Here is a 24667-nt window from a genome sequence, read left to right as displayed (position 1 = left end):
TTAAGATCACTTAAAGCAGGAATTTATTATCAGCTTAGAACCCATAAGCGCCGAAGAGTTTTCCCATTTCAGGCGCGTTATTTACGATCACGCAGGCATTGCGCTCACCCCGGAAAAAAAAATCATGGTGGCCAGTCGCTTAGCCAAGCGCTTACTGCATTATGGTTTGCAAACCTACGGGCAATACTACCAATTGCTGAATACAGGACAACATCCCCAGGAATTTCAATTGATGGTTAATATCCTGACCACCAATGAAACTTATTTTTTCCGTGAACCCAAGCATTTTGATTTCCTTCAGGAACAGATTGTTAAAACCTGGCGGGGCGATAATTTCCGCCTGTGGAGCGCCGCAAGCTCGACAGGCGAAGAAAGTTACTCCATCGGCATGACATTGGCCGAGACTCTGGGCATGAGAAAATGGGAAGTATTCGGCTCGGATCTCAATACCGAAGTGCTGGACACCGCGCGTCAAGGCGTTTATTTAATGGATAGACTGGATAATATGGATAAGCGTTTCCTGGATAAATATTGCCTGAAAGGCGTGCGTTCGCAAGAAGGCTATTTTCGCGTCGATGAAAAGATAAGAAAACGCGTCAGTTTCGGCCAGATCAACCTTAAAACCCCGCTCCCCAAAAGCCTTGGGCAATTTGATGTTATTTTTTTGCGCAATGTGCTGATCTACTTTGACACCGAAACCAAGCAAGATATAGTCCAGCGCGTCATTTCGGCGTTAAAACCGGGCGGCTATTTTTTTATCAGCCATTCCGAAACGTTGCACAACATTAAAACCGGATTATCCGTAGTGGCGCCTTCCATTTATCAAAAACCATGCAAATAGGGCAATATCAGGGACTGCCGCGCATCATCATCGATCCCGGCGAAAGTTATGTCACTAAAAAAGATGAAATAATTTCCACCCTGCTGGGTTCTTGCGTGGCGGCATGTTTGTATGATCCGGTAAATCATGTGATCGGCATGAATCATTTCCTGCTGGCTCAGCAGCATGCAGCCCATAATGCGGCCTTATTGGGCTCGGAAGGCGGACGCTACGGCATCCATGCGATGGAGCTGCTGATCAATCAAATGTTGAAACAGGGCGCGCAACGCATCCATTTAAAAGCCAAAGCCTTTGGCGGCGGCGATGTGCTGAAATTGGGCAATGAATTACGCGGCGGGCAATCCATAGGCGCGGTCAATTGCGAGTTTATTAAAACTTTTTTGCGTACCGAGCGCATCCCATTAATAGCATCCGCCTTGGGCGGCCCTATAGGCCGCAATATTTTTTTCCTGGCCAGCGATTTCTCCGTTTATGTCAAAACCATTGAAAGAAGCGAAGAACAAGCCGTTATTAAACAAGAAAAACGTTTCCTGGAAAAAAACACCACTGCACAGACACAGCAGCCGCCGAATCAGGCCGATTTCTGGTAACCGCACTCAATAATTAAACAACATGCCAACTGAAATTAAAGTATTGATTGTCGACGACTCCGCCGTGGTGCGACAGGTATTAACCGGCTTACTGGACGGCGTATCGGGATTAAAAGTCATCGGCGCAGCGCCCGACCCTATTTTCGCGATGAAACGCATGGAAACCGAATGGCCTGATGTCATCGTATTGGACATTGAAATGCCGCGCATGGACGGCGTGACTTTCCTTAGAAAACTGATGAGCGAGCGCCCCACTCCGGTGGTCATTTGCTCCACCTTAACGGAAAAAGGCGCGGAAGTGACTATGCAGGCGATGAGTGCCGGAGCGGTCGATATTATTACCAAGCCGAAGGTAAACTTGCGCGGTTTCCTGCAAGAATCCAAAACTGCCATTGTCGACGTTATCAAAGCCGCCGCAGGCTCCCGCCCCAGCGTCATCAAGTCCGCCTCAACCTCGCCCAGCCGCGCCCCGGCAAACACTCTCAGTGCGTGCGTCCCAAAGCCGATGGTGCAAACGACCGACCGGGTCATTGTGATCGGCACCTCGACCGGCGGCACCCAGGCCTTGGAATACCTGTTCACCCAACTGCCGCGTACCGCCCCGCCTATTGTCGTGGTGCAACACATGCCGGAACATTTTACCGCCGCATTTGCCAAAAGGCTGGACGGCATTTGCCAGGTGACGGTAAAAGAAGCCGCGCAAAATGACCGCGCCTTGCCCGGCTTGGTGTTGATCGCTCCCGGCGGCAAGCACATGCTGCTGCAACGCAGCGGCGCGCAGTATCAGGTTGAGGTCAAAGACGGCCCGCTGGTCAGTAGACACCGCCCATCGGTTGACGTACTATTCCGCTCCAGCGCTCAATCTGCCGGGGCTAACGCCGTGGGCATCATCCTGACCGGCATGGGCGATGACGGCGCGCACGGCATGAAGGAGATGCACGATGCCGGAGCGCTGACCATAGCGCAAGATGAAGCCAGTTGCGTGGTCTACGGCATGCCCAAAGAAGCCGTCAAACTCGGCGCCGTCGATGGCATTCTGCCGCTGTCGTCCATCCCGCAACTGATCATGCAGGCTCCTACCCGGGCGCTGTTTAAAAGAACCTAACCGTTACGCCCCCCTTATTGAGATTGCATTCGGAGTTGAATCCACCTTATGAATAAAAGCCAATATGATAGTTTAATTGAGGCAATTTACGATGCCGCCGTCATGCCGGAGTTATGGTCAATTTTCTTGGAACAGTTGTCAGATACCTTCAAAAGCAGGGGTACAGCGCTTCATCTGGTGGATTTTGCCAGTCTCAACTCCACTTGCCGTAGCGATGAATCTTCCTTTATTCAAACCGTCCGCACCGACCCTGAAACCGTCGTGTCTTACGAGCGGTATTATTCCAAGGTCAATGTCTGGCTTGAAAACTCCAAAAATTTACCTGAAGGCGAACTGATAACATCTGATCGCTTGTTTCCCGTGCAGGAATTTGTCAAGACTGAATGGTATAACGATTGGCTTAAACCGCAGGATTATTTTCATGCCATGATCGGTCATCTTCTCAAGCAGGATACGCTGACGGTGCGTCTGTCGATTTTCAGATCCAAACAACAACCCTTTTCTGCCGACGAAACAGCGCTGTTCGCGCGTTTGGTGCCGCATTTACGCCGCTCTTGCATGATCCACAAAAAATTTTCCGAAGTTAAAAGTGTACTGAACACAGACACTGAGCTGCTGAACCGCTTGCCGGTCGGGTTGGTCTTGTTCGATAAATGCGGCCAAGCCGTATTTGTCAATCACAGGGCGGAATCTTTAATCCGCTGTTCAGACGGCTTTCGTCTCAATACCTCTGGCCGCTGCCAAGCGGATAACGCCAATGAAACCCGTGCCTTGCGTCAGTTAATCAGCAATGCCATAGAACTGGGGCACGGCAATGCGATGAACTTGCACCGAGGCAACTCAAGCCGTCCTTTATCGGCAATAGTGGTATCGCTACAAAACCAACCGTTACCTTTCATCGGCTCGGTGCCGAGCGTTGCATTATTTCTTTGCGACCCCGATCTGCCGCTTAACTTGGACGATAGTCTGTTGACTCAATGCTACGGTCTTTCCCCGGCCGAAGCCAAACTTGCGGTCGCTTTGCTGCGGGGACAAACGGTTAGCGATTATGCCCAAACACGAGGCATCAGCAACAACACGGTAAAAACCCAACTAAAACAGGTGCTGGAGAAAACCCAAACGCATCGTCAATCCGAACTCATACAATTGCTGACTACAGGTTTCGGCATGCTTGCAGCCCCAGCTAAGACGGTTATAACAAAAATCTGATCCGCACCTGCTTATTATTCGCCTAAAACAATACCCATCTCAATAAGTTCACATGCATCCTTTCTACAACGGAAATAATGCCGTTAAGTTAGACGATTTTTTAGCTCACATAAAAAATAGTGATCGCTGGAGTGCAAGCACCTAAAGCGCCCACTTTAGGTGCTTGCATTAGCAGGCGGAGCCTGCACTCCAAATACAGAAGACTTTCATTAACTTAACGGCATTATTCAACGGAAAAAGGTTAGGTTGATGGGGGCAAACTGCGTGTTTTTATAGCGCCCGGAATCCAGTACCCACTAGGGCGGATAGTTGAAAATTATTTTCCTTTTTCACCCGAACGGGTGACGCGCTGTTCAATCGCTTAGTTTAAATTGTATCGCAACAGAACATTACCACACCGCGCAATCTGTTTCGAACGCGCACCGTTGGACGTATCCAATGTTCTCATTACGTGTGTAACTACATTAACTGGAGAGCAGATGAATTCCCCCAATTCTCGCTGTAGAGGTCGCTTACCTTTGCTATTCAAAAATACCCCTATCAACCATTTGATAACGGTATTACTTTTGACATTAGTTGGATGTACGCATCGCAACCAAGAGCAGCCCTCTGTTCGCCCCGTCAATATTGTTCGCATAACAAGCCAAGAGACACTGAACGACAGGCCGTTTTCGGGCGAGGTTAGAGCGCGTTTTGAGACGACTTTATCATTCCGGGTGGCGGGAAAACTAACCGGCCGCTTGGTCGATATAGGCGAGCAAGTGCATAAAGGGCAGTTGCTGGCAAGGCTTGATCCCGGCGATTTCCGGCTTGCCGCGCTGAATATTAAGGCTCAGCTTATATCCGCTAAAGCCGACAGCGAATACACCAAAGACGACTTAAGCCGATACCGGGAATTGTTCGATCAGAACATCATCAGCAAGCCTGAGTTAGATCGCCGCCAAACGCTTTACATTACCGCGCAGCAAAAGGTTGCGGCGCTCGAAGCCCAACTCGGTCAGGCCGACAACCAACTGACTTACACCGATTTGCGGGCCGACCGCGACGGCGTGGTGACCGCGCTGGAAATCGAAACCGGGCAAGTCGTCTCCTCCGGTCAGCCGGTTATCAGGCTGGCCCAACTCGATGAAAAGGAAATCCATATCGACATTCCCGAGCACCGCGTAGCCGAACTCAAACAGCGCCAAGACGTCATGGTTACCTTGTGGGCCGACAGCGACAAACAAATCAAGGCGCGTATCCGCGAAATCGCGGCGGCAGCCGATCCGGTCAGCCGTACCTATCGGGTCAAAGCAACTCTTCTGGAAGGCCGGGATGATGCGCGGCTTGGTATGACCGCAATGGTTTGGATACCTTCAATCACGCCTTCCCGCCTCGCCGTTCCCCTCTCGGCTATTTTTACGCCCCAGAATAAGCCGGAACAAACCCGTGTCTGGCTGGTTGACGAACGCACGTCTACAGTCAAAGCCACGCCGATACAAATCGGCGCAGCGCTGCCCGGCGAGCGGGTTGCAGTGACAGGATTGAGTTCCGGGCAACTGATTGTCAGCGCCGGCGTAAACCGCCTGCGCGAAGCCCAATCCGTGCGTTTGCCGCAACAATTTATCCTGGCGCAGGCAAAGACTTCCAGTCATGAATGACTTCAATCTAAGCGCCTGGGTGTTAAAACACCGCGCTTTCACCGGTTTTATCATGGTGCTGTTGCTGTTGGGTGGGCTATTCGCCTATTTCCGCCTCGGACAACGGGAAGACCCGGAATTTACCTTCCGGGTGATGGTGGTCAAAACCCTCTATCCGGGCGCAACGGCTTTAGAAGTCGAACAACAACTGACCGACCGGCTGGAAAAGAAAATCCAGGAATTGCCCGATCTGGATATTTTGCGCAGTTACTCCAAGCCGGGGGAGTCGGTCATTTTCGTGACTCCGCGTGAAGATACGCCGCCCAAGGAAATCCCCAACCTCTGGTATCTGGTGCGCAAAAAGGTTGACGACATCCGCATGACGCTGCCGCCCGGCAGCGTCGGACCGTTTTTCAACGACGAATTCGGCGATACTTACAGCCTGATCTATGCCTTTTCGGGCGAAGGCTTTAGTTACGCCGAGCTGAAAAAAGCCGCCGATTTAGTCCGCCAACAACTGCTGCGGGTCAAAGATGTCGAAAAAATCGACCTGCTCGGCGTACAGGACGAAAAAATTTATATCGAATTTTCCGACAAAAGACTGGCCGAACTGGAGCTTGACGCCAACGTGGTCGCGGAAGCCTTGCAGGCGCAAAACAGTATGCTGTCGGCAGGAATTGTGTACACCACCCAGCGTAATTTGCCGATCCGCATCACTGGTCAGTTCGATTCGGTGGACAGCATCGCCGGCCTGCCGGTGCATATTGAAGGCCGCACCTTGCGCGTTGACGACTTCGCCCACGTTAAGCGCGGCTACATTGACCCGCCGGAACTTAAAATGCGCGTCAACGGCAAGGAAGCCGTCGGCCTCGGCATCACCATGAACAAACGCGGCGATGTACTGGCGCTGGGCAAGGCGCTGGAAGCCGCCAAGGCCGAAATAGAAGCCGAACTCCCAATAGGTATTGATCTCGAGCAAGTCGCCGATCAACCGCGCGTCGTCAACACCGCTATCGGCGAATTCCTGTCCACCTTCTTCGAAGCGTTGGCGGCGGTACTGCTGGTCAGTTTTTTAAGCCTGGGTTTTCGCACCGGCTCGGTGGTCGCGCTGACGGTGCCGCTGGTATTGGCCGGAACGCTGCTATGCATGTTGCTGTTCGGCATGGAAATTCACCGTATTTCATTAGGCGCGTTGATTTTGGCGCTCGGCTTATTGGTAGACGACGCGATGATCGCCATCGAGATGATGGCGCGCAAACTGGAAGAAGGTATGGACAGAATGACTGCTGCGACCTATGCCTACAGCGCCACCGCCTTCCCGATGTTGACCGGCACCTTAATCACCATCGTCGGCTTCCTGCCGGTGGGTTTGGCCAAATCGCAAGCCGGCGAATACACCGTTTCGATATTTCAAGTGATGGGCATCTCGCTGTTGCTGTCGTGGATCGGCGCGGTCGTTTTTACGCCCTATTTGGGTTTCCTGTTGCTCAAGGTCCAGCCGCATAGCGCGCACCATCACGACTTGTTCGACACGCCGTTTTACAATCGCCTGCGCTATTGGGTGACTTGGTGCGTGGATCATCGCAAAAAAGTCATCGTCGCTACCGCCGCCCTATTTTGTGTCGGCTTGGCGACGCTGAGCCAAGTTCCCGAACAATTTTTTCCGCTGTCGAATCGCCCCGAGGTCATCATTGACCTGTGGCAGCCCGAGGGCAGTTCCTTTGCGCATAGCGAAGCGACCGCCAAGCATATGGAAGCGATTTTGAGCAAAGACGAAGACGTGGTGAATTACACCGCCTATATCGGCAGCGGCACTCCGCGCTTCTTCCTGCTGATCGTACAACAGTTATCCAATACCAATCTGGCCGAGTTTGTGGTGATGACCAAAGACAATGCGGCCCGCGAGCGGGTCATGCAACGCATTCGGCTCACTTTTGCCACCGATTTTCCGGAACTGCGGGGACGTGTCATGCGTCTTAACGTCGGACCACCGATAGATTATCCGTTGGTGTTCAGAGTGTTCGGCGAAGATCCCATGACGGTTCGGAGCATTGCCGACCGCGTGTCCGAGGTGATGCGCGCCAATCCCAGCACCGTGGACGTGAACGACGACTGGCATGACCGCATTCCGTCGCTACGCTTGGTACTCGATCAAGACAAGGCCCGTGCGCTCGGCGTCTCCACCTCAAGCCTGTCGCAAGCCTTGCAAGCCCACTACACGGGAATTCCCGCAGGACAATTCCGGGAGGACGACAAGCTGATCGACATCGTCTGGCGGGCGCAAGACAACCTGCGCACCGCCGCCGACCAGCTGCCCGATGTGACTGTGCGCACCGGCAACGGTCGATCGGCGCCGCTGTCGCAGTTCGTCACCTTCGAAACCGCATTCGAGGACGGCGTCCGCTGGCGGCGCAACCGCTTCCCCGCCATTTCGGTGCGCGCCGACGTCGTCGACGGCAAGATGGCTCCCGACGTGGCGGCTGAGATTATCCCGAAACTTAAACCTATCCAGGAGCAACTGCCGACCGGCTATTTTATCGAAACCGGCGGCTCCAAAGAAGACGCCTGGACTTCGCAGAAATCGATTCTGGTCTGGATTCCGTTAGTTCTGATCGTTACCTTGACCCTGTTGATGATGCAATTGCAAAGCCTGTCCCGAACCTTTTTGGTGTTCATCACCGCGCCGTTGGGCGTAATCGGCGCGGCGTTCGCCCTGCTGTTGTTCGGCGCGCCTTTCGGCTTCGTGGCGCTGCTCGGCATCATTGCCCTGTCCGGCATGATTATGCGCAACTCGGTGATCCTGGTGGATCAGATCGAACAGGATCAAAAAGCCGGGCTCGATGCCTGGACCGCCATCGTCGAATCGACGGTGCGGCGCTTTAGGCCGATCCTGTTGACTGCGGCGGCGGCCATCCTGGCGATGATCCCTCTATCGCGCAACGATTTTTTCGGCCCGCAGGCTATCGCGATTATGGGCGGGCTCACTATCGCCACCTTCCTGACGGTTTTCTTTTTGCCTGCGCTCTATGCGGCTTGGTTCAGGGTGAAACGCTCGCCGCTAAATGCCGAAACATCGGTGCTTTTGCCATCCGTCAACACAACGTTACCTAGCAAGGGAGTCTCCCAATGAATAGACGCCATTGGCTACCGATCCCCATTATGGCGGCGTTGCTTAACTTGAGCGCCTGCACCCCAACCCGTGTCGACAATCCAATGAACTTGATAACACCCCCCAAAGATTGGCATCACGCCCCCGATGCCCAAACACGTTCTAACCCGGCCGATCTTAAAGAATGGTGGAAAGGGTTCCAGGATCCGAAACTGAACGCCCTGCTTAGCCAAGCATTGGCGAACAATCACGATCTCAGGAGCGCCATAGCGCGTGTTCGTGAAGCAAAAGCCATGACCACCGTCGCCGACTCGATGCTCTATCCAAGCATTGACCTGTACTCCGGCGGCGGTCGGGAAAAAAAGATCGACCGGATCATCGGCGTACCGAGCGATCAAGGCATCCGGCTATTCACACCCACTGCCGATATTATCAGCGGCGGGTTGTCCGCCCGCTGGGAAATCGACCTGTTCGGCACCCGACAGTTGGAAGCGGAAGCTGCCGCCGCTCAGGCGGAAGGGGCCGAACAGGCCCTACATGCCGCCCAAGTGGGACTGCTGGCCCAAGTAGCGACCCACTATTTAGAGCTGCGCGGGATACAAAAACGCACAGCCATCTTGCGGAAAAACATCGCCATCCAGCAGGAACGCCTGAGAGTGTTAAAGGTATTCAACCGCACCGGCTTGACCAACCAATGGGACATCGCCCGTCAGGAAAGCTTGGTGAACACCACTGCCGGTGCGCTTCCTACGCTCAAGAGCGCCGGCTCAAACCTGATTCATCGTCTTGCCGTGTTACTGGGCGAGCCGCCGGAAAAAATGCAAATCCGCTTGGCTCATGCCGAGCCATTGCCTACAAATTCGCCGGACATCCCCCGTCTTCTGCCCTCGGACTTACTGGAACAAAGACCGGATCTGCGCTTGGCGCAGACCGAAGTCGCTACAATGGCCGCCCGTCTCGGCGCGGCGCGGGCCGATTTGCTGCCCAAGCTGGTGCTGTCCGCTAGCGGCGGTTTCGGCGCGTTGGCTTCGAGCGGGTTTTCAAGTATTGCCGAGAGTGTTTATACGCTCGGTTCGGGCCTTACCGCGCCGATATTCAATGCCGGACGCATCCAGGCCCACATTACCGCCGCCGACGCCAGGCTGGATCAAGTCGCGGCGAACTACGAGAAGACTTTTCTGCTCGCACTGGAAGACGTGGAAAACGCCTATGTCGCGCACGTCTCGTCGCTGGAGCGCCGCAACCGAATGACCGAAGCCGAAACCGCTGCTGAAGAAGCCTACCGGCTCGTCAATGGCTTATATCAGCATGGCGCCAGCGATTATCTCTCCGTACTGGACGCCCAGCGCACCAAACTTGCCGTCGCCGATGAGCGAGCCAAGGCCGAGACTGAGGTGTACGTTGCCCTGGTTTCAATTTACCGGGCTTTTGGCGGCGGGTGGGTAGCCGAAGTCTCTCACCAATAATTTATGTCTTACCTACGCAGCTGTTTCGCACAGCAAAAGGAGACGGAACAAGGATTGTAGAGAAGATCAGCGAGACAAAACAACTCACTTAAGAATTAAAGCACAACCGGGGCAGCGCCATTCCACTGCGTAAAACAGGCCGTCTTAGGCTCAATGCTTATTGTCTGAACTAAGAGCAATCTACAGCCAAAACCGAAGTTTTCAACGAACCGTTCAAAACCCGGCTAAGCCTCAAATGAAAGAAACAACAAAACTTACCATTAATATAACCAGGAGTTACACCACGATGTCATTTTTCACAATTCCCTATCAAATCCATTTCGAAGACACAATGGCTTACGGATCACACCATTATCTGACCAATTTTCGTTTTCAATGCGCAGCGAGAGAAGCGTTTTACTTTGGGCCGGGATTGGACGGCAAAAACCGCTGGCGGGATGACTTGGCGAATCTTGTCATGCTGACCTACGAAGGTTACAGCCGCAACCTTGCCCCAGTCAGGTTGGGCGACAAGCTGGCCCTGCTGCTGACCTATGGCGAAGTCACCCGCTCCTCCTTGCAACTGTGCGTCAGGGCGGTGAAAGAAGACGGAACGCCGGTCACCGTCGGCTTTCAGCGAATTCTCTGCGTGGAGAAAGATACCAAAGAGTTTTTGGTGGTGCCCGAATCGCTCTCCCAGTATTACGGGATCATTGACGAGCCGCTGACTGGAGCCGGTTTCGCAGCGGCAGCGCTGGAAGGCGGCAGCGCTCTGAAGAAACTGTTCACCGATGAAGTCTGCGCTTTAGGAAAACGGGTGACCGCAGGCAAAAATCACGGCGCTGCATTTATCAACCTCTCCGGCGAAACGCTCTTCGATTTTGACAATGTCCAACCCACGACGGCCTTAGATTCCGGCGATATCCAAACCGATAAATCCGCCGCCAAACCGCTTTTGAAGGCGTCGAGCCCACGTACCGCCTTAGTGCTGCCCGGCCAAGGCTCCTATCAACGCGACACTATACGGTCGCTTTACGAGGCCTACCCTGAATTTCACGCGACCTTTGCAGACGCAGATCGTCTGGCCCTGAAATATTTCGGCTACGCCTTCCTGCCGTTGGTCATGGCAAAAACCGATGCCGAGCATGACAACCTGCTCAATCAGTGTCCGAACCTCGACCAGATCGGCATTTACCTATCCGGCGTCTTAACGGCTCAAGCGGTGCTAAATTCCGGGCTCCAAGTTGACGGCGTCCTAGGCCATAGCGTTGGTGAGATTGGCGCTTTGACGGTTTCCGGAGCGATTTCAATGGACGCCGGTCTGGAAATCATTTGCCGGCGGATCATCGCGCTTCGCGACCTGAAGGGTTGTGGAATTATGGCTGCGATCCCCAAATCACGCCAAGAGGTGAGCTTGGCATTAGCCGAACTGGGGTCTTCCAGTTTGGAAATTGCCGTGGTTAACCATGCCCGTCAAACCGTCGTGTCGGGAAATGCGGCGGATGCCGACCGTTTTGGCCGACATTTGGCGACACAGGGGATTGGTTTTACGCCATTGCGCAGCCATTATCCGTTTCATTCCTCTTTGCTGAGTCCGGCCGTCGGAGCGTTTGCTGCCAGCCTAGGCCACATCACTGCCCGGGCCACTACAATCGATCTTTTTTCCCCGATGGACGGTCATTGGCATAGTCATGGTCGCGATATTTTAGAGCAACTGCCCTCGCACTTAATTACCCCGTTGGATTTCCAAACTGCGTTAACCCAGTTGTACGACGAGGGCGTCCGAACCTTCATTCACTGCGGACAGGGCAACTCGATCGCCACGATCATTGCCAAAGCGCTTGGCGAACCGGCCGATTTACGGGCATTGCCCGCCCTGGTCGAAGATACCTCTGCATCGGTCAGCATCGACCGTTTGAAAATAACCGATCAGGTCAGTTCCCCGGTCCCATCCACGCCTATAGCCGCTCAAGCTGACCGCCAGACCGAGGCGATTGCGTCAGTCAATCCCGAGGTTCCGCACTCCGATCAGGCTGCGATGGAAACACCTATCGCCATCGTCGGCCTGGGCGGAGTCTTCCCAGGAGCTAAAGACGTCGCCGGCTTTTGGCATCATGTTGTGGAAGGCGTGAGCGGCATCGTCGATCTCGGCGAACTTGACCCTGACATGCGCGATGATTTTCTTAGCCCGGAGGGGGTACAACCGGACAAAGCCTATTCCCTACTGATTGGACAGGCTCCCGAGCTGGATCACGCCGATCATCCGGGCTTACGCTACAGCCGGGCCGAATTCCTTGCCCTGCCGAAAGTCCAACAATACTTGGCCGTTGCTTTGGCAGAAGCACTCGGCGAGTCAGCCGCGGCTCTCTCGAATATCGCCGCAGAACGAATTCGATGTCTGGTCGGCGCTACAGCCGATGGTTCCATCGATCATGATATGGCCCAATTTTCCGCCTGTATTGCCGACATGTTGCAACCGGCTGCGGACTCAGCCGAAGAGCGATTCATCGGCGCGCTGGACGCTGCCCTCGGCGTTTCAGCCGAGACGATCCGCTCACTGGCCCAATCCGATATGTATGAAGCGGTAGTCGACCGTCAGGTGGGCCAGGGGATATTCGGTTACGTCGTGGACACGGCCTGCTCCTCGTCGCTCTATACGGCGGCGCTCGGAATCCATGCCTTGCGCGACGGCGAATGCGATGTGGCCTTGGCGGGCGGCGTCTATGAAGCCAATATGGCAAACAGTTGCCTGTTTTCACAATTCAAAGGTTTGTCATCCAGTGGTAGCCGGCCTTTGGACGCCAGTGCGGACGGCGTGGTGTTCGGAAGCGGAGCCGCTATTTTAGTTCTCAAACGTTTACCTGACGCCGTTGCCGCAGGCGATAAAATATGGGGTGTCATCCGCTCCATCGGCCTTTCCAGCGACGGCAAAAGCCCCTCGGTCAACGTACCCCAAGCTGAAGGCCAGCTTCTTTCAATGCACCGGGCCTACGAAAACAGCGGCATTGACCCCGCCACCGTGCAAGTCGTCGAAGCCCACGCCACTGCCACGCCAGTCGGCGATGCCACTGAATTTAAGGCATTGAGCCAAATGTTCGGGCATCTTAGCGGCCGTCATCCCGCCATTATCCTCGGCAGCGTTAAGGCAACCGTAGGCCATACCGGCTGGCTGGCGGGCGCCGCATCGGTCATCAAACTGTGCAAATCCATGGAGCAAAGCCTGATTCCAGCCCAGCATCTTTGGACGCGTCCCAGCGACAAAATCGATCTGGCCAACTCGCCTTTCAGCATCAGCGCCGCAGCACAGCCGTGGCTGCCTAACAGCGACGGTCAACCGCGCCGTGCCGGGGTTGACGGCTTCGGCTTCGGCGGAACCAACGCCCATTTGATCGTGGATCAATATCTCCCCGCTTACCATGATCGCTTGCCGGTACTTCCCGCAAACCCGCCAACGACAACCACGCTGGCTATCGTCGGCGTCGGCGGCCTGTTTCCCGATGCCTTGGGCGGTGTTGCCGGACTACCCGCGTCGGGCGGCGTTCCGCATCGTTTTGTCAAATCGGCATTGGGCTTGCCGACCGGCAAGCCGTTGCTGCCGGATGCGGTCGATCAAATGGACACCGCCCAACTGTTGGCTTTACTCGTCGTCGAGCAGGCGTTGCAAGGCCTTAAGGATTGGCAATCCATCGCCGAATCCATCGCTGTGATCGTTGGAATCGAGGGCAAGACAGCGCTCGGCATCAGCGCTAACGAAATGATCTTCAAAGACCGCTTGTTCCGACAGTTACGCGGCCGACGTAACGAGTTCCCGGTTAACGACAGCGAGTGGTCGGCCCTGCTGGAACAGCTCGATACCGCGATACAAACCCGCAACCGTCCGTCGGGGTCTTACACCTTGCCCGGCTGCATGCCTAATGTCGTCGCCGGCCGGGTAGCCAATTACTTCAATCTTAAAGGTCCGAATATGGTGATCGACAAAGGCGCCGAGTCGTTAGCGCAAACCTTTGAAGTCGCCACCCAGTTGCTGCGCCACGGCGACTGTAAATTGGCCTTGCTGGGCGCAATCAACAGTCATGGCGGCAATCTGGCCGCCCTGTCCAGTCCGCGTCAGTCGGCAGGCGGCGCAAAACCGGTCGGCGAAGCGGCGCTGATGCTGGCCGTGACAACGCTGTCCGAAGCGGCGGCACAAGGCTGGCCGGTGCTGGGCACGGTACAGCTCGAAACCGCCGCAAGCCGACCCGACGGAATCGCTCAAGCGGTCGGCGCTACGGCGTGGGACTACCGCGGAGCCGAAGGCGTCGTTGAATTGATGGCGGCGCTGGATCGCGCCCAATCGGGCCAGGCAACGATCTTGCGTTGGGGCGCTACCGCTAAACGGCAGATACGCCTGCTGCCCAACGGAACAACAAGTCCTGCGGAAATCCAGCACAACAGTTTCGTAACGGGGACCCCGATCATCAATTACACGCCGACCCTGGTGCCTGAATCGCTGACTCTGGAACGCCCTGCCCTGTCCCTGGCGAGCCGACGCATTCTGTTCCTGACCGACGATCCGCAAAGCTTCCAAGCGATGGCGGCTGACGGCGGCCTGACCGGCCTCAACTATCGGATCGTCAGCCCCATTGCTCTGCCGGGTTCTGCCGCCTTGACCGTCGACACCACATCCGAGTCCAGCATTGCCGAGTCGCTACGCGCCTTGGCCGATTTTCCTTTCGATACGCTCATCGCCGTCCGTGATTTAAGCCGTCAAACAGGAAAAGCCTTGCTGGAACAACCTTGGGACAGCCGTTTCGTCGAGTTGATTTTTGCTGTTGCACAACACGCCTACGAAAACCTTGGCACCGGCCAGGTGGTGCTGGGCGCTTTATGTTTGGGCGGAACCGATACGAACGGCCTGCTTGATCCTGAAACCGGCCTGGTTGCCGGTTTTCTCAAATCGCTAACCCGTGAACTGCCTACGGCAACCTGCCGCATAGTCCAGACCACCGCCCTTGACCTAAAAACCGGTTTGCAGGAGCTGTCTGCCGAACTCGGGGATGGATGCACCGGAGGTTTGCCGGTCGAGACCTGCTATCTTGCCGGTCGGCGTCACGTCTTAATGTTGTCCGAAAGGCCGACCTATGCAGCGCCGGGACAACCGCTGCTCAATGCCTCGTCAGTCGTGGTAGCCACCGGCGGCGGCCGCGGCGTGACCGCCGTCCTGGTCGAATCGATGCTTGAAAGCATCGGCTGCACCGTAGTCCTGCTCGGACGAACCGACCTGTCGGCGATACCGGCAACCGTGCTGACAATGGATGATCAAACGTTCCGGGATTACGAGACGCTTTTTTACCGCGAACAGATGACCTTGCAACCGGGTGCCCGACTGTCGGAAAGCAGACAGCGTTATCAAGCTTTGGCAGCGGCCCGAGAATTACAGGCGATTTTGAATCAATTGGGCAAGCTTCGCGGAACTGTCATCTATCGTGCCGTTGACATTACCAACCAGAAGGCGGTCGACGGCGTCATCGCCGACGTCGCCAAGGAACTGGGCCGAATTGACCTAGTTGTCCACGGCGCAGGCATTCAGACCTCGCGGCGTTTACCCAAGAAAACCTTGTATGAGATCCGCAGCACCATCGCCACCAAGGTGTCCGGCCTGCATCACATTTACGGGGCCTGCCGGCGCCACCTGCCGAACCGGACGGTGCATTATCACTTGCTCACCTCGGCGTTCAGCGTAATGGGCAATGACGGCCAACCGGATTACGGTGCCGCCAATGAGGCCTTGAACCGGATTGCCGCGCGAATGACCGCAGACGGAGGCTCCAGCACTTGGTCGACAATCGCTTGGTTGGGTTGGGACAGCATCGGCATGACCCGAGGCTCGGAATTTGCCGCATTGGGTAGTGAGCGGCAGATTCGCGGGGTCACGGCGGAGGAAGGCAAGGCGCTGTTCCAATCGCTGTTGGCGGGACCGCCTGCCCAACCGATCAATGTCCTGCTGACGGCCGGCGAACTTGAGTTTTTCCAAGTCCCGCTGACCGACAGCGTCCCAACGCAGGCAGCCCCGCCCGCTTGGTCGCTGTCTTTAGCAGACATTCCTTTTGCAGTCGGGCATCAGGTCAACGGCAAACCGACCATACCCGGCGCTTACGAGCTGGAGCTGGCGGCCCAAGCGGCAAAAGCGGCGCTGCCGGAGTTGCCGGTCATCGGTTTCGACCATTGCCGGTTCCTGCGTTTCGTCAAGTTAAGCGGCGACGCGCCGACCAATCTACGCAGCCAAATTCGGATTCTGGAGCGCACAGGACGGCAGGCACGCGTGGAAGTCGTGTTGCTGTCGGATTTTGTGCATAGCTCAGGCGTCGTTCTTGAAGCCGATGTGCGTCATCTGGAATGCGAGGTGGTTTTGGGCGAATTACCGGGTGTGGCGCTGCAACCCAGAAACCAAGGCGATCAACCGGTCTCCGGCATGACCGTCATGGATCCGTACAACGCTGACGGCGCTGCGGTTTATCACGGCGGAGTTTTTCATCACTTGCATTGGATCACCTTAGGGACGAGTGCTCACCAAGCCAATTTCCGGTTTGTCGACCACCAATACGAAGCGCTGCTGGAAAAGTGCATTACGCCGTTCTTAGCCATTGACGCTGCGCTCACCTTATCGATCCTCACCTGGAATTCGGACGGTTCCATGCCGGTCTGCGTCGCGGCTGAAATCGGTTCAATCCGCTGGGATGCGCCGTTGAATGACAACGCGCTGAATCGCGCACCGCAACCGGTGACGATCACCACCAGCGCTTCCCGGCACGTCAATGGCCGAATACTCGGCGACTGGATGGAGGTTCGCACTGCCGACGGCAAGTTGGCGATGACCATAACCGGCACGGTTGCCCAGCCTTATGGCGTGGTCGACTCGGTAACCTTGTTGACTGCCGCCGCTCCAAGTAATCTGGAGGAGGTTCTGTGAATAGCTCGAACCGCGCCCCCAACGTCGCCTTAATCGATATGGAGGGCTGCGAACATGTGTTGGCGGCTCCGGCTTGTCTCTCAGCCCGTGAAACACAGTGTTGGCGACAATTCCGGCACCACCGGCGTCAGCGCGAGTGGCTGGCCGGGCGTCTGGCCGCTAAAGCCCTTTTTTGGCAACGCTTGGAACGGTCAGGCGCTGCCGACTCGTCAGAATCCCATCAAGTACAACAGCTGACGCCATCAACATTGGCGGCGTTGCCCATGAAGGAACTACATCAAATCGAGATTTTGGCACCCGAGCGGGGCAAAGCGCCGCAATTGTTTTGGAAGGGATCGCCGGTGAAAGGCGGTCTTTCCGTCGCTCATGCCGGCGGGCTGGTCTGCGTCGGCATAAATCCGACCGGCGAAATAGGTATTGACGTCGAAACCTGTGAGCTTCGGGAGGCGGCCTATTACCGCAGTTCATTCGCCGAATCCGAACACCGATGGGCGCAACAACTGGGGGGAAGCGACCAAAACCGGAAAATTTTCGGCTACACCCTGCTTTGGGCGTTTAAAGAATCGTTGTTCAAGACCGGCCGGCTGCCACAGCCAAGCATGGGCGCCGCAGACACGATCATTGTCGATCTACCCGATCTCATCAACGATCAACACTCGGATTGGTCACAACCCAACACCGTGACCCTGCTGCCTGTTCAACTCCGTTCCAATTCGTTGCCGCAGCATCGCCATGTGCGTGCGGCTTATTGTTTCAACGGGCAGTGCGTAATTACCATTATCTATCTTTGCGTTTAATCAACTTCTGAAAATCCATGAAAGGACTTTATTTATGACGACTAACAGCACCACCTTAGACACTATTCAGCACCTTTTTGCCGAGGTAACCCGCTATCCACGGGAACTGCTCACCCCTAATGCCGACCTGGAAGAGGACTTGGGCATTGACTCGGTAAAACTGGGGGAGATTTTGGCCGTTCTGCGCGAGTATTTTGGCCTGGAAAGCCGCCTGACCGACGACATCAGGGAAATCCGTACCATTGCGACTATCGCCGCTTTGCTTGACGACCGGCTGGGCCGGCCTCAGGCACCGCCAGCCGCCGCCAGCCAATTGCCTGCGGTAAACAATCAGCAGGATTTGCTGGCGCAGGTAACCAGCGTGGTAGCCGAAGTAACCCGCTACCCTATCGAACTACTGGCGCCTAATGCCGAGCTGGAAGAGGACTTAGGCATCGACTCGGTAAAACTGGGCGAGATTTTGGCCGTTCTGCGCGAGCATTTTGGCCTGGAAAGCCGCCTGACCGACGACATCAGGGAAATCCGCACTATTACGACTATCGCCGCTTTGCTTGAAGACCGTCTGGACCGGCCTCAGGCAATGCCCGCGGCGGCACCGGCGATCATCGTCAGCCAATTGCCTGCGGCAAACAATCAGCAGGATTTGCTGGCGCAGGTAACCAACGTGGTAGCCGAAGTGACCCGTTACCCTATTGAACTACTGGCCCCCAATGCCGATCTGGAAGAGGACTTGGGCATCGACTCGGTAAAACTGGGCGAGATTTTGGCCGTTCTGCGCGAACATTTTGGCCTGGAAAGCCGCCTGACCGACGACATCAGGGAAATCCGCACCATTGCGACTATCGCCGCTTTGCTCAGCGCTCGATGCGAGCAATCGCAGGCAGTCGTACAGGCTGCGTAAACGCTCCATTGAGCACCTGTTCAAGTGAATCAGGCGGCAACAGTGGCGAAAGAGGCGCCAGCTACAAAGTGTAGGCCAACTAAAGTCTCCCCACATCAGCAATCATTTTGTCTAACCCGCTTAACTTAATGGCCGTGACGCGTTGCCTGAGAATGCAGTGTCAACGCGTTGCGCCGAGTAGAGCGGAAAACGCATGTTGCTGTAACGTAGCGACACGCAATATCAGGTTTCGGCATTATCCTGACCGGCATGGGCGATGACGGGGGCCCATGACATGAAAGAAATGCACGATGCCGGCGCCTTGACTATCACACAAGATGAAACCAGTTGCGTGGTCTACGGCATGCCCAAAGAAGCCTTTAAGTTCGGCGGCGTCGATAGCATTCTGCCGTTGTCGGCTATCCCTCAACTGATCACGCAAGCGCCGACTCGGGGCTGTTTAAAAAGACCTGAACTTGAATTGACCTAACGCAACATTACGCCGCATCAAACTCATCATTCACTTGATCATGCTTAAGATGATGTTTTTCATCGACCGCCTTGATGCCCAGATTGCAAAAAAATCCCAGCACTAAAATGCCGGCCATGATCTGCATGGTCATGTTATAGGCATCGGCTTTGGGTACCCCCTGATCGATCTGGCTTTGCCTGAGATAATTGACCAGCACCGGCCCCGCAACCCCCGCCGTGGCCCAGGCGGTCAACAATCGGCCATGAATCGCGCCGACGTATTGGGTGCCGAAAATATCGGCCAGATAGGCAGGTATGGTCGAGAAGCCGCCGCCGTATATACTCATAATCACCGCGTAGCAGCCGACAAACAGCCAGACATTGTTCATCCGTCCGGTATAAGGCACTATCGAATAAAGCACGCAGCCCAGCATGAAGAAGGTGAAATACGTGCTTTTCCTGCCCAGGTAATCGGACAGCGTAGACCAGAAAAAACGCCCGCCCATGTTGAAGAAACTGAGCATACCGACAAACGCGGCGGCTTTTTCCGGCGTGATTTGATCCTTGAACATCTCCTGGCTCATCGCCGAGGCTTGGCCCAGCACGCCGATTCCGGCGGTCACATTCAGGCATAACACTAGCCACAACAGATAAAACTGCGGCGTTTTAAGCACCTGCTCGACATGCACGTGCTTGTCCGTTATCAACTTATTTTTCCGGGTGTCCGGCTGAAAATTCACCGGCAACCAGCCCTCTTCCGGCAAGCGGATAGTGAAAGCGCCGATCATCATAAACACCAGGTAAATACCGCCCATGGTCATGAAAGTCTCGGCAACGCCGACCGATGTCGCCGACGCAAAATGCTTCATCAACAACACGCCTAACGGCGCGCCGATCATTGCGCCGCCGCCGAAACCCATGATGGCGAGGCCTGTCGCCATGCCCCGCCGGTCGGGAAACCATTTAATCAAAGTCGAAACCGGAGACACATAACCCAGCCCCAAACCGATGCCGCCCAACACGCCGTAACCCAAGTAAAGCAGCCAGATTGCATGCAGCGCTATTCCAGCCGCGGCAATGAAAAAACCGCCGCTAAAGCAAAGCGCCGAGCAGAACATCGTCACGCGCGGCCCGACTTGCTCCAACCATTTTCCGGCAAAGGCAGCCGAGAGCCCTAAAAACATAATAGCCAGACTGAAGATCCAGCCCAATTCGGTCAACTTCCAATCTTCCGGCAACGACTCGGTCACGCCCAATACCTTGGTCAACGGCAAATTAAAAACGCTGAAGGCGTAAACCTGGCCGATGCACAGATGCACAGCCAATGCGGCGGGAGCCACCAACCAGCGGTTAAAACCCGGTTTGGCGACAATTCGGTCTTTTGATAAAAAAGACGAGGCTAACCATGTGGACATAAAATATCGTTCCTGTTGTTGATTATTATACGGGCGGGGCAAAGCGGCTATTATCGCCTAATAATCTTCCGAATTGAATTCAGCGCTTGAAAATCCGGCCGGAAACCGCAACGGTTGCTTGCACGCACCAAGCGCCGTTCCGATTCGTCATCCAATCCAGCCCTACAAACAGTTTGTAAACTGCGAACCCGATATTTGTGATTAAATTACCCATCCCAACCTAAACTTGCAACTTGCAGATGGATACCATGAAACACCCCGAATTCCCGCTGACCGACGAATTGATTTACCTCAACCACGCCGCCGTAGCCCCCTGGCCTAAAAGAACCGGCGACGCGGTGATCAAGTTTGCCGAACAAAACACCCGTTTCGGCTCGCATTTCTACCTGGACTGGCTGAACAAGGAAGCCGAGTTGCACACGCAATTGCAGACTTTGTTAAACGCCCCTTCCGCCGATGATATCGCCCTGGTTAAAAACACGTCGGAAGCCTTGTCCTTTGTCGCCTACGGCCTGACCTGGCAACCCGGCGACAACATCGTGTCCAGCAACGAAGAGTTCCCCTCCAACCGGTTGCCGTGGGAATCCCTGGCCGATCAGGGCGTGGAATTCCGCCAAGCCGATTTACACGGCGCGGATGCGCCCGAGGATGCTTTGTTTGCGCTGGTGGACGGTAACACGCGCTTATTGACCATCAGCTCCATACAATTCGCCTCGGGGCTGCGCATGGACTTGGAAAGGATCGGAGAATTCTGCAAGCGGCGCGGCATCTTGTTTTGCGTCGACGCGATCCAGAGCCTGGGCGCAGTGCAGTTCGATGTGCAGGCTTATCAGGCGGATTTTGTAATGGCCGACGGCCATAAATGGATGTTCGGTCCCGAAGGTTTGGGCGTTTTTTACACCACGCCCGAAGCCAGGAACAAACTGAAACTGACCCAGTACGGCTGGCACATGATGAAAGATATTCATAATTACGAAAACCAGCCGTGGGAAGCCCACCCCTCCGCTCGCCGCTTTGAATGCGGCAGCCCCAACATGCTGGGCATCCATGCCTATTCCGCCAGCTTGTCGTTGTTGCTGGAAACCGGCATGGCCGCTATCGAAGCGCAAGTTTTAGAAAAATCCGGCTATTTAACGGATGCGATTGATAAAAACGGGCAATTGGTTTTACTGTCGGCGAAGCAAAACCGGCTCAAATCCGGCATTGTCGTCTTTAAGCACCGGACGGTTGCAAACGAGGTGCTATACCAGCATTTACAGAAAAACGGCGTGGTTTGCGCCTTGCGCGGCGGCGGTATACGTTTTTCGCCGCATTTTTACAATACGTTTGAGGAACTTGACCGGGCGCTGAAATTGGCCGCATTGCTGGAATAATTAGTATGTCGATTCCGTTCGTGGTGGGTCCTGCCGAACCATCAACGAAAGCGATTTGTTAAGGACAACCGCTTTTTCCTTGCCCAATATCTTAGTCTTTAGTGACGAATGACCACGGACAAATCCGAAATCTGCCGCATATCGAATCATCGTAATATCGGTATTCAATCTGCATGACCGGCTATCGAAAACAGGCAAGATACTGATTATCGGGATAATACCGATGCTGTTCAGACAATACTTTTGCTGATAGAATCGAATCGACCTTAAACAATAATAAATTAAAACTAGAAGGTAACGCTCATGTCCGAATATATTTCCGAAGCCGTCGATATCGCCAATCAAGAAGCCGACCGCGCCAGACAGGCGGCAAACCGTTGTGAAGATTTCTCTCAATACGCTGAACAATCCCAACGCGCCGCTGAACTACAGGCACAAACCGCAGCCCAAGCGGCCATTAAAGCCGAGAACGAAGCACAACAAGCCGCTGAATTTGCCAGTCAGGCCCAAGCATCCGCCTATGCCGCCGATCAGGCGGCGGGTCAATCTCAAGAACACGCCCAGACATCAGCCGGCAATGCCGAGCAAGCCAAAGCCATCGCCGACAATGCGAACAGCGCCGGGCAAGAAGCCCGCGCTTACGCCGAGTCGGCCGCACAGGCCGCAGCCGAGAGCGGGACTCATGCGCGGACGGCGCAAGATTGTGCCGAACAGGCCCAACAACAGGCTGAAAATGCCGGTAACTCGGCCCAGGATGCAAACGGCAGCGCCCAAACCGCAGCCCAAGCAGCAAGTCAGGCAGAGAACGAAGCGCAACAAGCCGCTCAGTTTGCCGGTCAAGCTCAAGCATCCGCCGATACAGCCGGTCAGGCTGCGGGACAATCTCAGGAACACGCCTCCCAATCGACCCAATTTAGCGAACAGTCGGCCAGTCGAGCTCAAGAAATTGGACAACGGCTCAGCGAAGCGCGAACTTCGACGGATAGAATACGGGGACTCCATCGCCAGGCCGAGTTCGTATTATCACAGCTGCAACAAGCGCTTGCGGAAACGCAGAATGCCCAGCGCCAAGCTGAACAAGCGCGCGATGACGCCCAGAGACTGCGTGACGAGGCACAGTCGTTACGGGATCAGGCGCGAGAGGCTTCGGCTCGCACCCTGGAACACGCCCGTAGCGCCGAACAAGCCGAAGCCGAAGCCAGGCGCGGCGTCGAAGATACGAAAAATTCAATGTTCGAGGCGCGAGCCGTGTTGTCGCGCGCTTTCGCTGCGGTTAAGTGGTAAAGCGACCCAGAGCGTAGGTTGGGCAACAGCTTTTCGTTGCCCAACATTTTGACACCAGTGACGGGAATGACCGTAATCAAATCCCAAATCGCCGTCATATTTAAACATCGTAATGTTGGGCATAAAAACCATGTCCAACCTACAAGACTAACACTTACGCATCGGCAAATTGAGGATAGCTCGCCCCTTCCAGCATCGCCGGCACTGAATAATTCACACCGGGCAATTGATCCCAACTGGCCTCGCCTTCTTTTGTTTGCATCATATTAGCCCAATGCAAGGTTTGGTTGCCGCTGGACGATGTGCTCATTTGCATTTGAAACACCCATTGTTCGCCGATTTTACTCATACGGCCAAAGCCGGTGATGATGGCATCTTCTCGGCGACCGCTGCGAATAAAGGTAATTTGCACCTGCCCGTCGGCGGTCACCGTACCCAACAGGCTCCACTGCCGGGGAGAGCCTGAATGTTTGCTGTTATTTTCCCCCTGATCAAACAAAAGAGCGGAAGATACGCCCCAGAAATAGCCGTTTTTATAGCCGGAAATATGCCACACGGTTTGATCACCTTTCCAGGTCAACGCATTATCATCGGGCGAAAATTGAAGAGCGGGCAGATCCGGGTAAGTCACATACCAGTATGTGTCGACCAGAAAATCCCAAGTGGTGCGGTTAGTTTCAGACATGAGCGGCTCCGTTTTTTAGAGTGGTAAATAGGCGTATTTCATAATCAAACGATCAGTCTTGTACCTTAGGCAAGGCTCGTGAGCATCGGCGCGCCGGGTAAAAGAGAGGGACAAGCATACCCGATTATGCCTAACATTTAAAATTATCTGACTGTGCGGCTTTTCGCCTCTTCGTGCAGGTTGGGCAACAGCTTTTCGTTGCCCAACATTTTGGAAAAACCGTGGAGGAATAACCGTCGTCAATTTCGAAATCTGCTGTGTTGAAACAGCGTGATATTGAGTATAAAAGACACGTCCAACCTTAGTATCTACAAACGGTTCATCTTACAGGCTACCAGCCCCCCCGCCAGTCGGGGCATATTGCTCCGTCCATAATGTTTTGCGTTGGTTAACTGTAGTCACTTAACTCAAACACTGTAAAAACGTTAAGGCCGGGGTTACAAACCCCGGCCCGCTTGGAAGTTCTTCAGCTTTTGGCCGAATAGGTCGAGTCCGTTTAGGCACCGTTTAACGGCTTCGTCCGTTGCTGCTTCGCTTAGGGTTGTTACGACAAAGACAATGATTGAATTGGCATCCGTTTGGGTTGGCTCATCGGAGACCGTAGCGTCTTGGTCGGAAAGAAAATGTGGTAACTCATTTGGGAAATTTTTCAGTGCTTCGGCAATTTCATGTGGATCTTTGGGCGAGCGGAGCGGATCGGATTTTGATGGGCCGTTGTATTCGTAATACACGCGATAAGCAAATCTATTCATATGGATTCCCCTTGGGTGAAGGCGCTAACGTTTTGAGTTGAGCGTCGCGATGCGCGCTTTTTGCGCATCGTGTACGCTCTAACGACGCGTTAGCCGATATTTATACTGCACAGTTGTTAATCGTTGGGACGAAAGTGGGGGTG

At 54.8% G+C, this 24667-nt stretch carries 16 protein-coding genes; 13 read left to right on the top strand and 3 right to left on the bottom strand.

Annotation, left to right across the window (positions count from 1 at the left end):
* The first annotated feature begins 25 nt into the window (after nt 1-25).
* The 11 genes from V3O24_RS13595 to V3O24_RS13545 all read left to right on the top strand — a co-directional run bounded on the left by V3O24_RS13595 (nt 26) and on the right by V3O24_RS13545 (nt 19034).
* Nucleotides 26-841: a protein-glutamate O-methyltransferase CheR gene (locus V3O24_RS13595; protein WP_104424312.1), complete on the top strand. Its 816-nt coding sequence runs from the start codon at nt 26-28 to the stop codon at nt 839-841.
* Nucleotides 832-1431 carry a chemotaxis protein CheD gene (locus V3O24_RS13590; protein WP_104424313.1) on the top strand — a complete coding sequence of 200 codons (600 nt, stop codon included), beginning with the start codon at nt 832-834 and terminating at the stop codon, nt 1429-1431. The genes V3O24_RS13595 and V3O24_RS13590 overlap by 10 nt, the downstream gene beginning before the upstream one ends.
* A gap of 22 nt (nt 1432-1453) precedes the next feature.
* On the top strand, nt 1454-2536 hold the full coding sequence (locus tag V3O24_RS13585) for a chemotaxis response regulator protein-glutamate methylesterase (protein WP_331307634.1): 1083 nt from the start codon (nt 1454-1456) through the stop codon (nt 2534-2536).
* 48 nt (nt 2537-2584) lie between these two features.
* Nucleotides 2585-3745 carry a LuxR C-terminal-related transcriptional regulator gene (locus V3O24_RS13580; RefSeq protein WP_104424315.1) on the top strand — a complete coding sequence of 387 codons (1161 nt, stop codon included), beginning with the start codon at nt 2585-2587 and terminating at the stop codon, nt 3743-3745.
* A gap of 566 nt (nt 3746-4311) precedes the next feature.
* On the top strand, nt 4312-5385 hold the full coding sequence (locus tag V3O24_RS13575; protein ID WP_331307633.1) for an efflux RND transporter periplasmic adaptor subunit: 1074 nt from the start codon (nt 4312-4314) through the stop codon (nt 5383-5385).
* Nucleotides 5378-8494: an efflux RND transporter permease subunit gene (locus tag V3O24_RS13570; RefSeq protein WP_331307632.1), complete on the top strand. Its 3117-nt coding sequence runs from the start codon at nt 5378-5380 to the stop codon at nt 8492-8494. Before V3O24_RS13575 ends, V3O24_RS13570 begins: the two co-directional genes overlap by 8 nt.
* Nucleotides 8491-9939 (top strand): TolC family protein, encoded by a 1449-nt coding sequence (locus V3O24_RS13565; RefSeq protein WP_331307631.1) that lies wholly within the window; start codon nt 8491-8493, stop codon nt 9937-9939. The genes V3O24_RS13570 and V3O24_RS13565 overlap by 4 nt, the downstream gene beginning before the upstream one ends.
* 286 nt (nt 9940-10225) lie before the next feature.
* Entirely contained in the window at nt 10226-16867 is a 6642-nt protein-coding gene (locus tag V3O24_RS13560; RefSeq protein ID WP_331307630.1) for an SDR family NAD(P)-dependent oxidoreductase, read from the top strand.
* Entirely contained in the window at nt 16864-17664 is an 801-nt protein-coding gene (locus V3O24_RS13555; protein ID WP_331307629.1) for a 4'-phosphopantetheinyl transferase superfamily protein, read from the top strand. Before V3O24_RS13560 ends, V3O24_RS13555 begins: the two co-directional genes overlap by 4 nt.
* Before the next feature lie 34 nt (nt 17665-17698).
* Entirely contained in the window at nt 17699-18565 is an 867-nt protein-coding gene (locus V3O24_RS13550; protein WP_331307628.1) for a phosphopantetheine-binding protein, read from the top strand.
* 274 nt (nt 18566-18839) lie between these two features.
* The gene (locus tag V3O24_RS13545; RefSeq protein ID WP_308555273.1) at nt 18840-19034 is read left to right on the top strand and encodes a chemotaxis protein CheB; all 195 of its coding nucleotides are present in this window, start codon (nt 18840-18842) and stop codon (nt 19032-19034) included.
* Between the two features lie 7 nt (nt 19035-19041).
* Here V3O24_RS13545 and V3O24_RS13540 read toward each other — a convergent pair whose 3' ends face one another.
* Nucleotides 19042-20430: an OFA family MFS transporter gene (locus V3O24_RS13540; RefSeq protein ID WP_331307627.1), complete on the bottom strand. Its 1389-nt coding sequence runs from the start codon at nt 20428-20430 to the stop codon at nt 19042-19044.
* 248 nt (nt 20431-20678) lie between these two features.
* Here V3O24_RS13540 and V3O24_RS13535 point away from each other — a divergent pair, with 248 nt between their 5' ends.
* Nucleotides 20679-21803 (top strand): aminotransferase class V-fold PLP-dependent enzyme, encoded by a 1125-nt coding sequence (locus V3O24_RS13535; RefSeq protein ID WP_331307626.1) that lies wholly within the window; start codon nt 20679-20681, stop codon nt 21801-21803.
* A gap of 303 nt (nt 21804-22106) precedes the next feature.
* Complete coding sequence (locus V3O24_RS13530) at nt 22107-23087, top strand: hypothetical protein (RefSeq protein ID WP_331307625.1); 981 nt, start codon at nt 22107-22109, stop codon at nt 23085-23087.
* A gap of 154 nt (nt 23088-23241) precedes the next feature.
* Here the strand turns inward: V3O24_RS13530 and V3O24_RS13525 are convergent, their stop codons facing one another.
* Both V3O24_RS13525 and V3O24_RS13520 read right to left on the bottom strand, forming a co-directional pair.
* Nucleotides 23242-23772 carry a hypothetical protein gene (locus V3O24_RS13525; RefSeq protein WP_331307624.1) on the bottom strand — a complete coding sequence of 177 codons (531 nt, stop codon included), beginning with the start codon at nt 23770-23772 and terminating at the stop codon, nt 23242-23244.
* Nucleotides 23773-24209: 437 nt separating this feature from the next.
* Nucleotides 24210-24524 carry a hypothetical protein gene (locus tag V3O24_RS13520; RefSeq protein ID WP_331307623.1) on the bottom strand — a complete coding sequence of 105 codons (315 nt, stop codon included), beginning with the start codon at nt 24522-24524 and terminating at the stop codon, nt 24210-24212.
* Between the last annotated feature and the right edge of the window lie 143 nt (nt 24525-24667).

Origin of the sequence: Methylobacter sp. Wu8, assembly GCF_036440755.1 — a bacterium.
Taxonomy (GTDB): domain Bacteria; phylum Pseudomonadota; class Gammaproteobacteria; order Methylococcales; family Methylomonadaceae; genus Methylobacter_A; species Methylobacter_A tundripaludum_A.
This window is presented reverse-complemented; position numbering and strand designations above follow the sequence as displayed.

What these genes read in the sequence shown, in the direction of transcription:
- V3O24_RS13590 (WP_104424313.1), top strand. Translation starts at nt 832, where the DNA reads ATGCAAATAGGGCAATATCAGGGACTGCCGCGCATCATCATCGATCCC.
- V3O24_RS13585 (WP_331307634.1), top strand. Translation starts at nt 1,454, where the DNA reads ATGCCAACTGAAATTAAAGTATTGATTGTCGACGACTCCGCCGTGGTG.
- V3O24_RS13580 (WP_104424315.1), top strand. Translation starts at nt 2,585, where the DNA reads ATGAATAAAAGCCAATATGATAGTTTAATTGAGGCAATTTACGATGCC.
- V3O24_RS13570 (WP_331307632.1), top strand. Translation starts at nt 5,378, where the DNA reads ATGAATGACTTCAATCTAAGCGCCTGGGTGTTAAAACACCGCGCTTTC.
- V3O24_RS13565 (WP_331307631.1), top strand. Translation starts at nt 8,491, where the DNA reads ATGAATAGACGCCATTGGCTACCGATCCCCATTATGGCGGCGTTGCTT.
- V3O24_RS13560 (WP_331307630.1), top strand. Translation starts at nt 10,226, where the DNA reads ATGTCATTTTTCACAATTCCCTATCAAATCCATTTCGAAGACACAATG.
- V3O24_RS13550 (WP_331307628.1), top strand. Translation starts at nt 17,699, where the DNA reads ATGACGACTAACAGCACCACCTTAGACACTATTCAGCACCTTTTTGCC.
- V3O24_RS13545 (WP_308555273.1), top strand. Translation starts at nt 18,840, where the DNA reads ATGAAAGAAATGCACGATGCCGGCGCCTTGACTATCACACAAGATGAA.
- V3O24_RS13540 (WP_331307627.1), bottom strand. Translation starts at nt 20,430, where the DNA reads ATGTCCACATGGTTAGCCTCGTCTTTTTTATCAAAAGACCGAATTGTC.
- V3O24_RS13535 (WP_331307626.1), top strand. Translation starts at nt 20,679, where the DNA reads ATGAAACACCCCGAATTCCCGCTGACCGACGAATTGATTTACCTCAAC.
- V3O24_RS13530 (WP_331307625.1), top strand. Translation starts at nt 22,107, where the DNA reads ATGTCCGAATATATTTCCGAAGCCGTCGATATCGCCAATCAAGAAGCC.
- V3O24_RS13525 (WP_331307624.1), bottom strand. Translation starts at nt 23,772, where the DNA reads ATGTCTGAAACTAACCGCACCACTTGGGATTTTCTGGTCGACACATAC.
- V3O24_RS13520 (WP_331307623.1), bottom strand. Translation starts at nt 24,524, where the DNA reads ATGAATAGATTTGCTTATCGCGTGTATTACGAATACAACGGCCCATCA.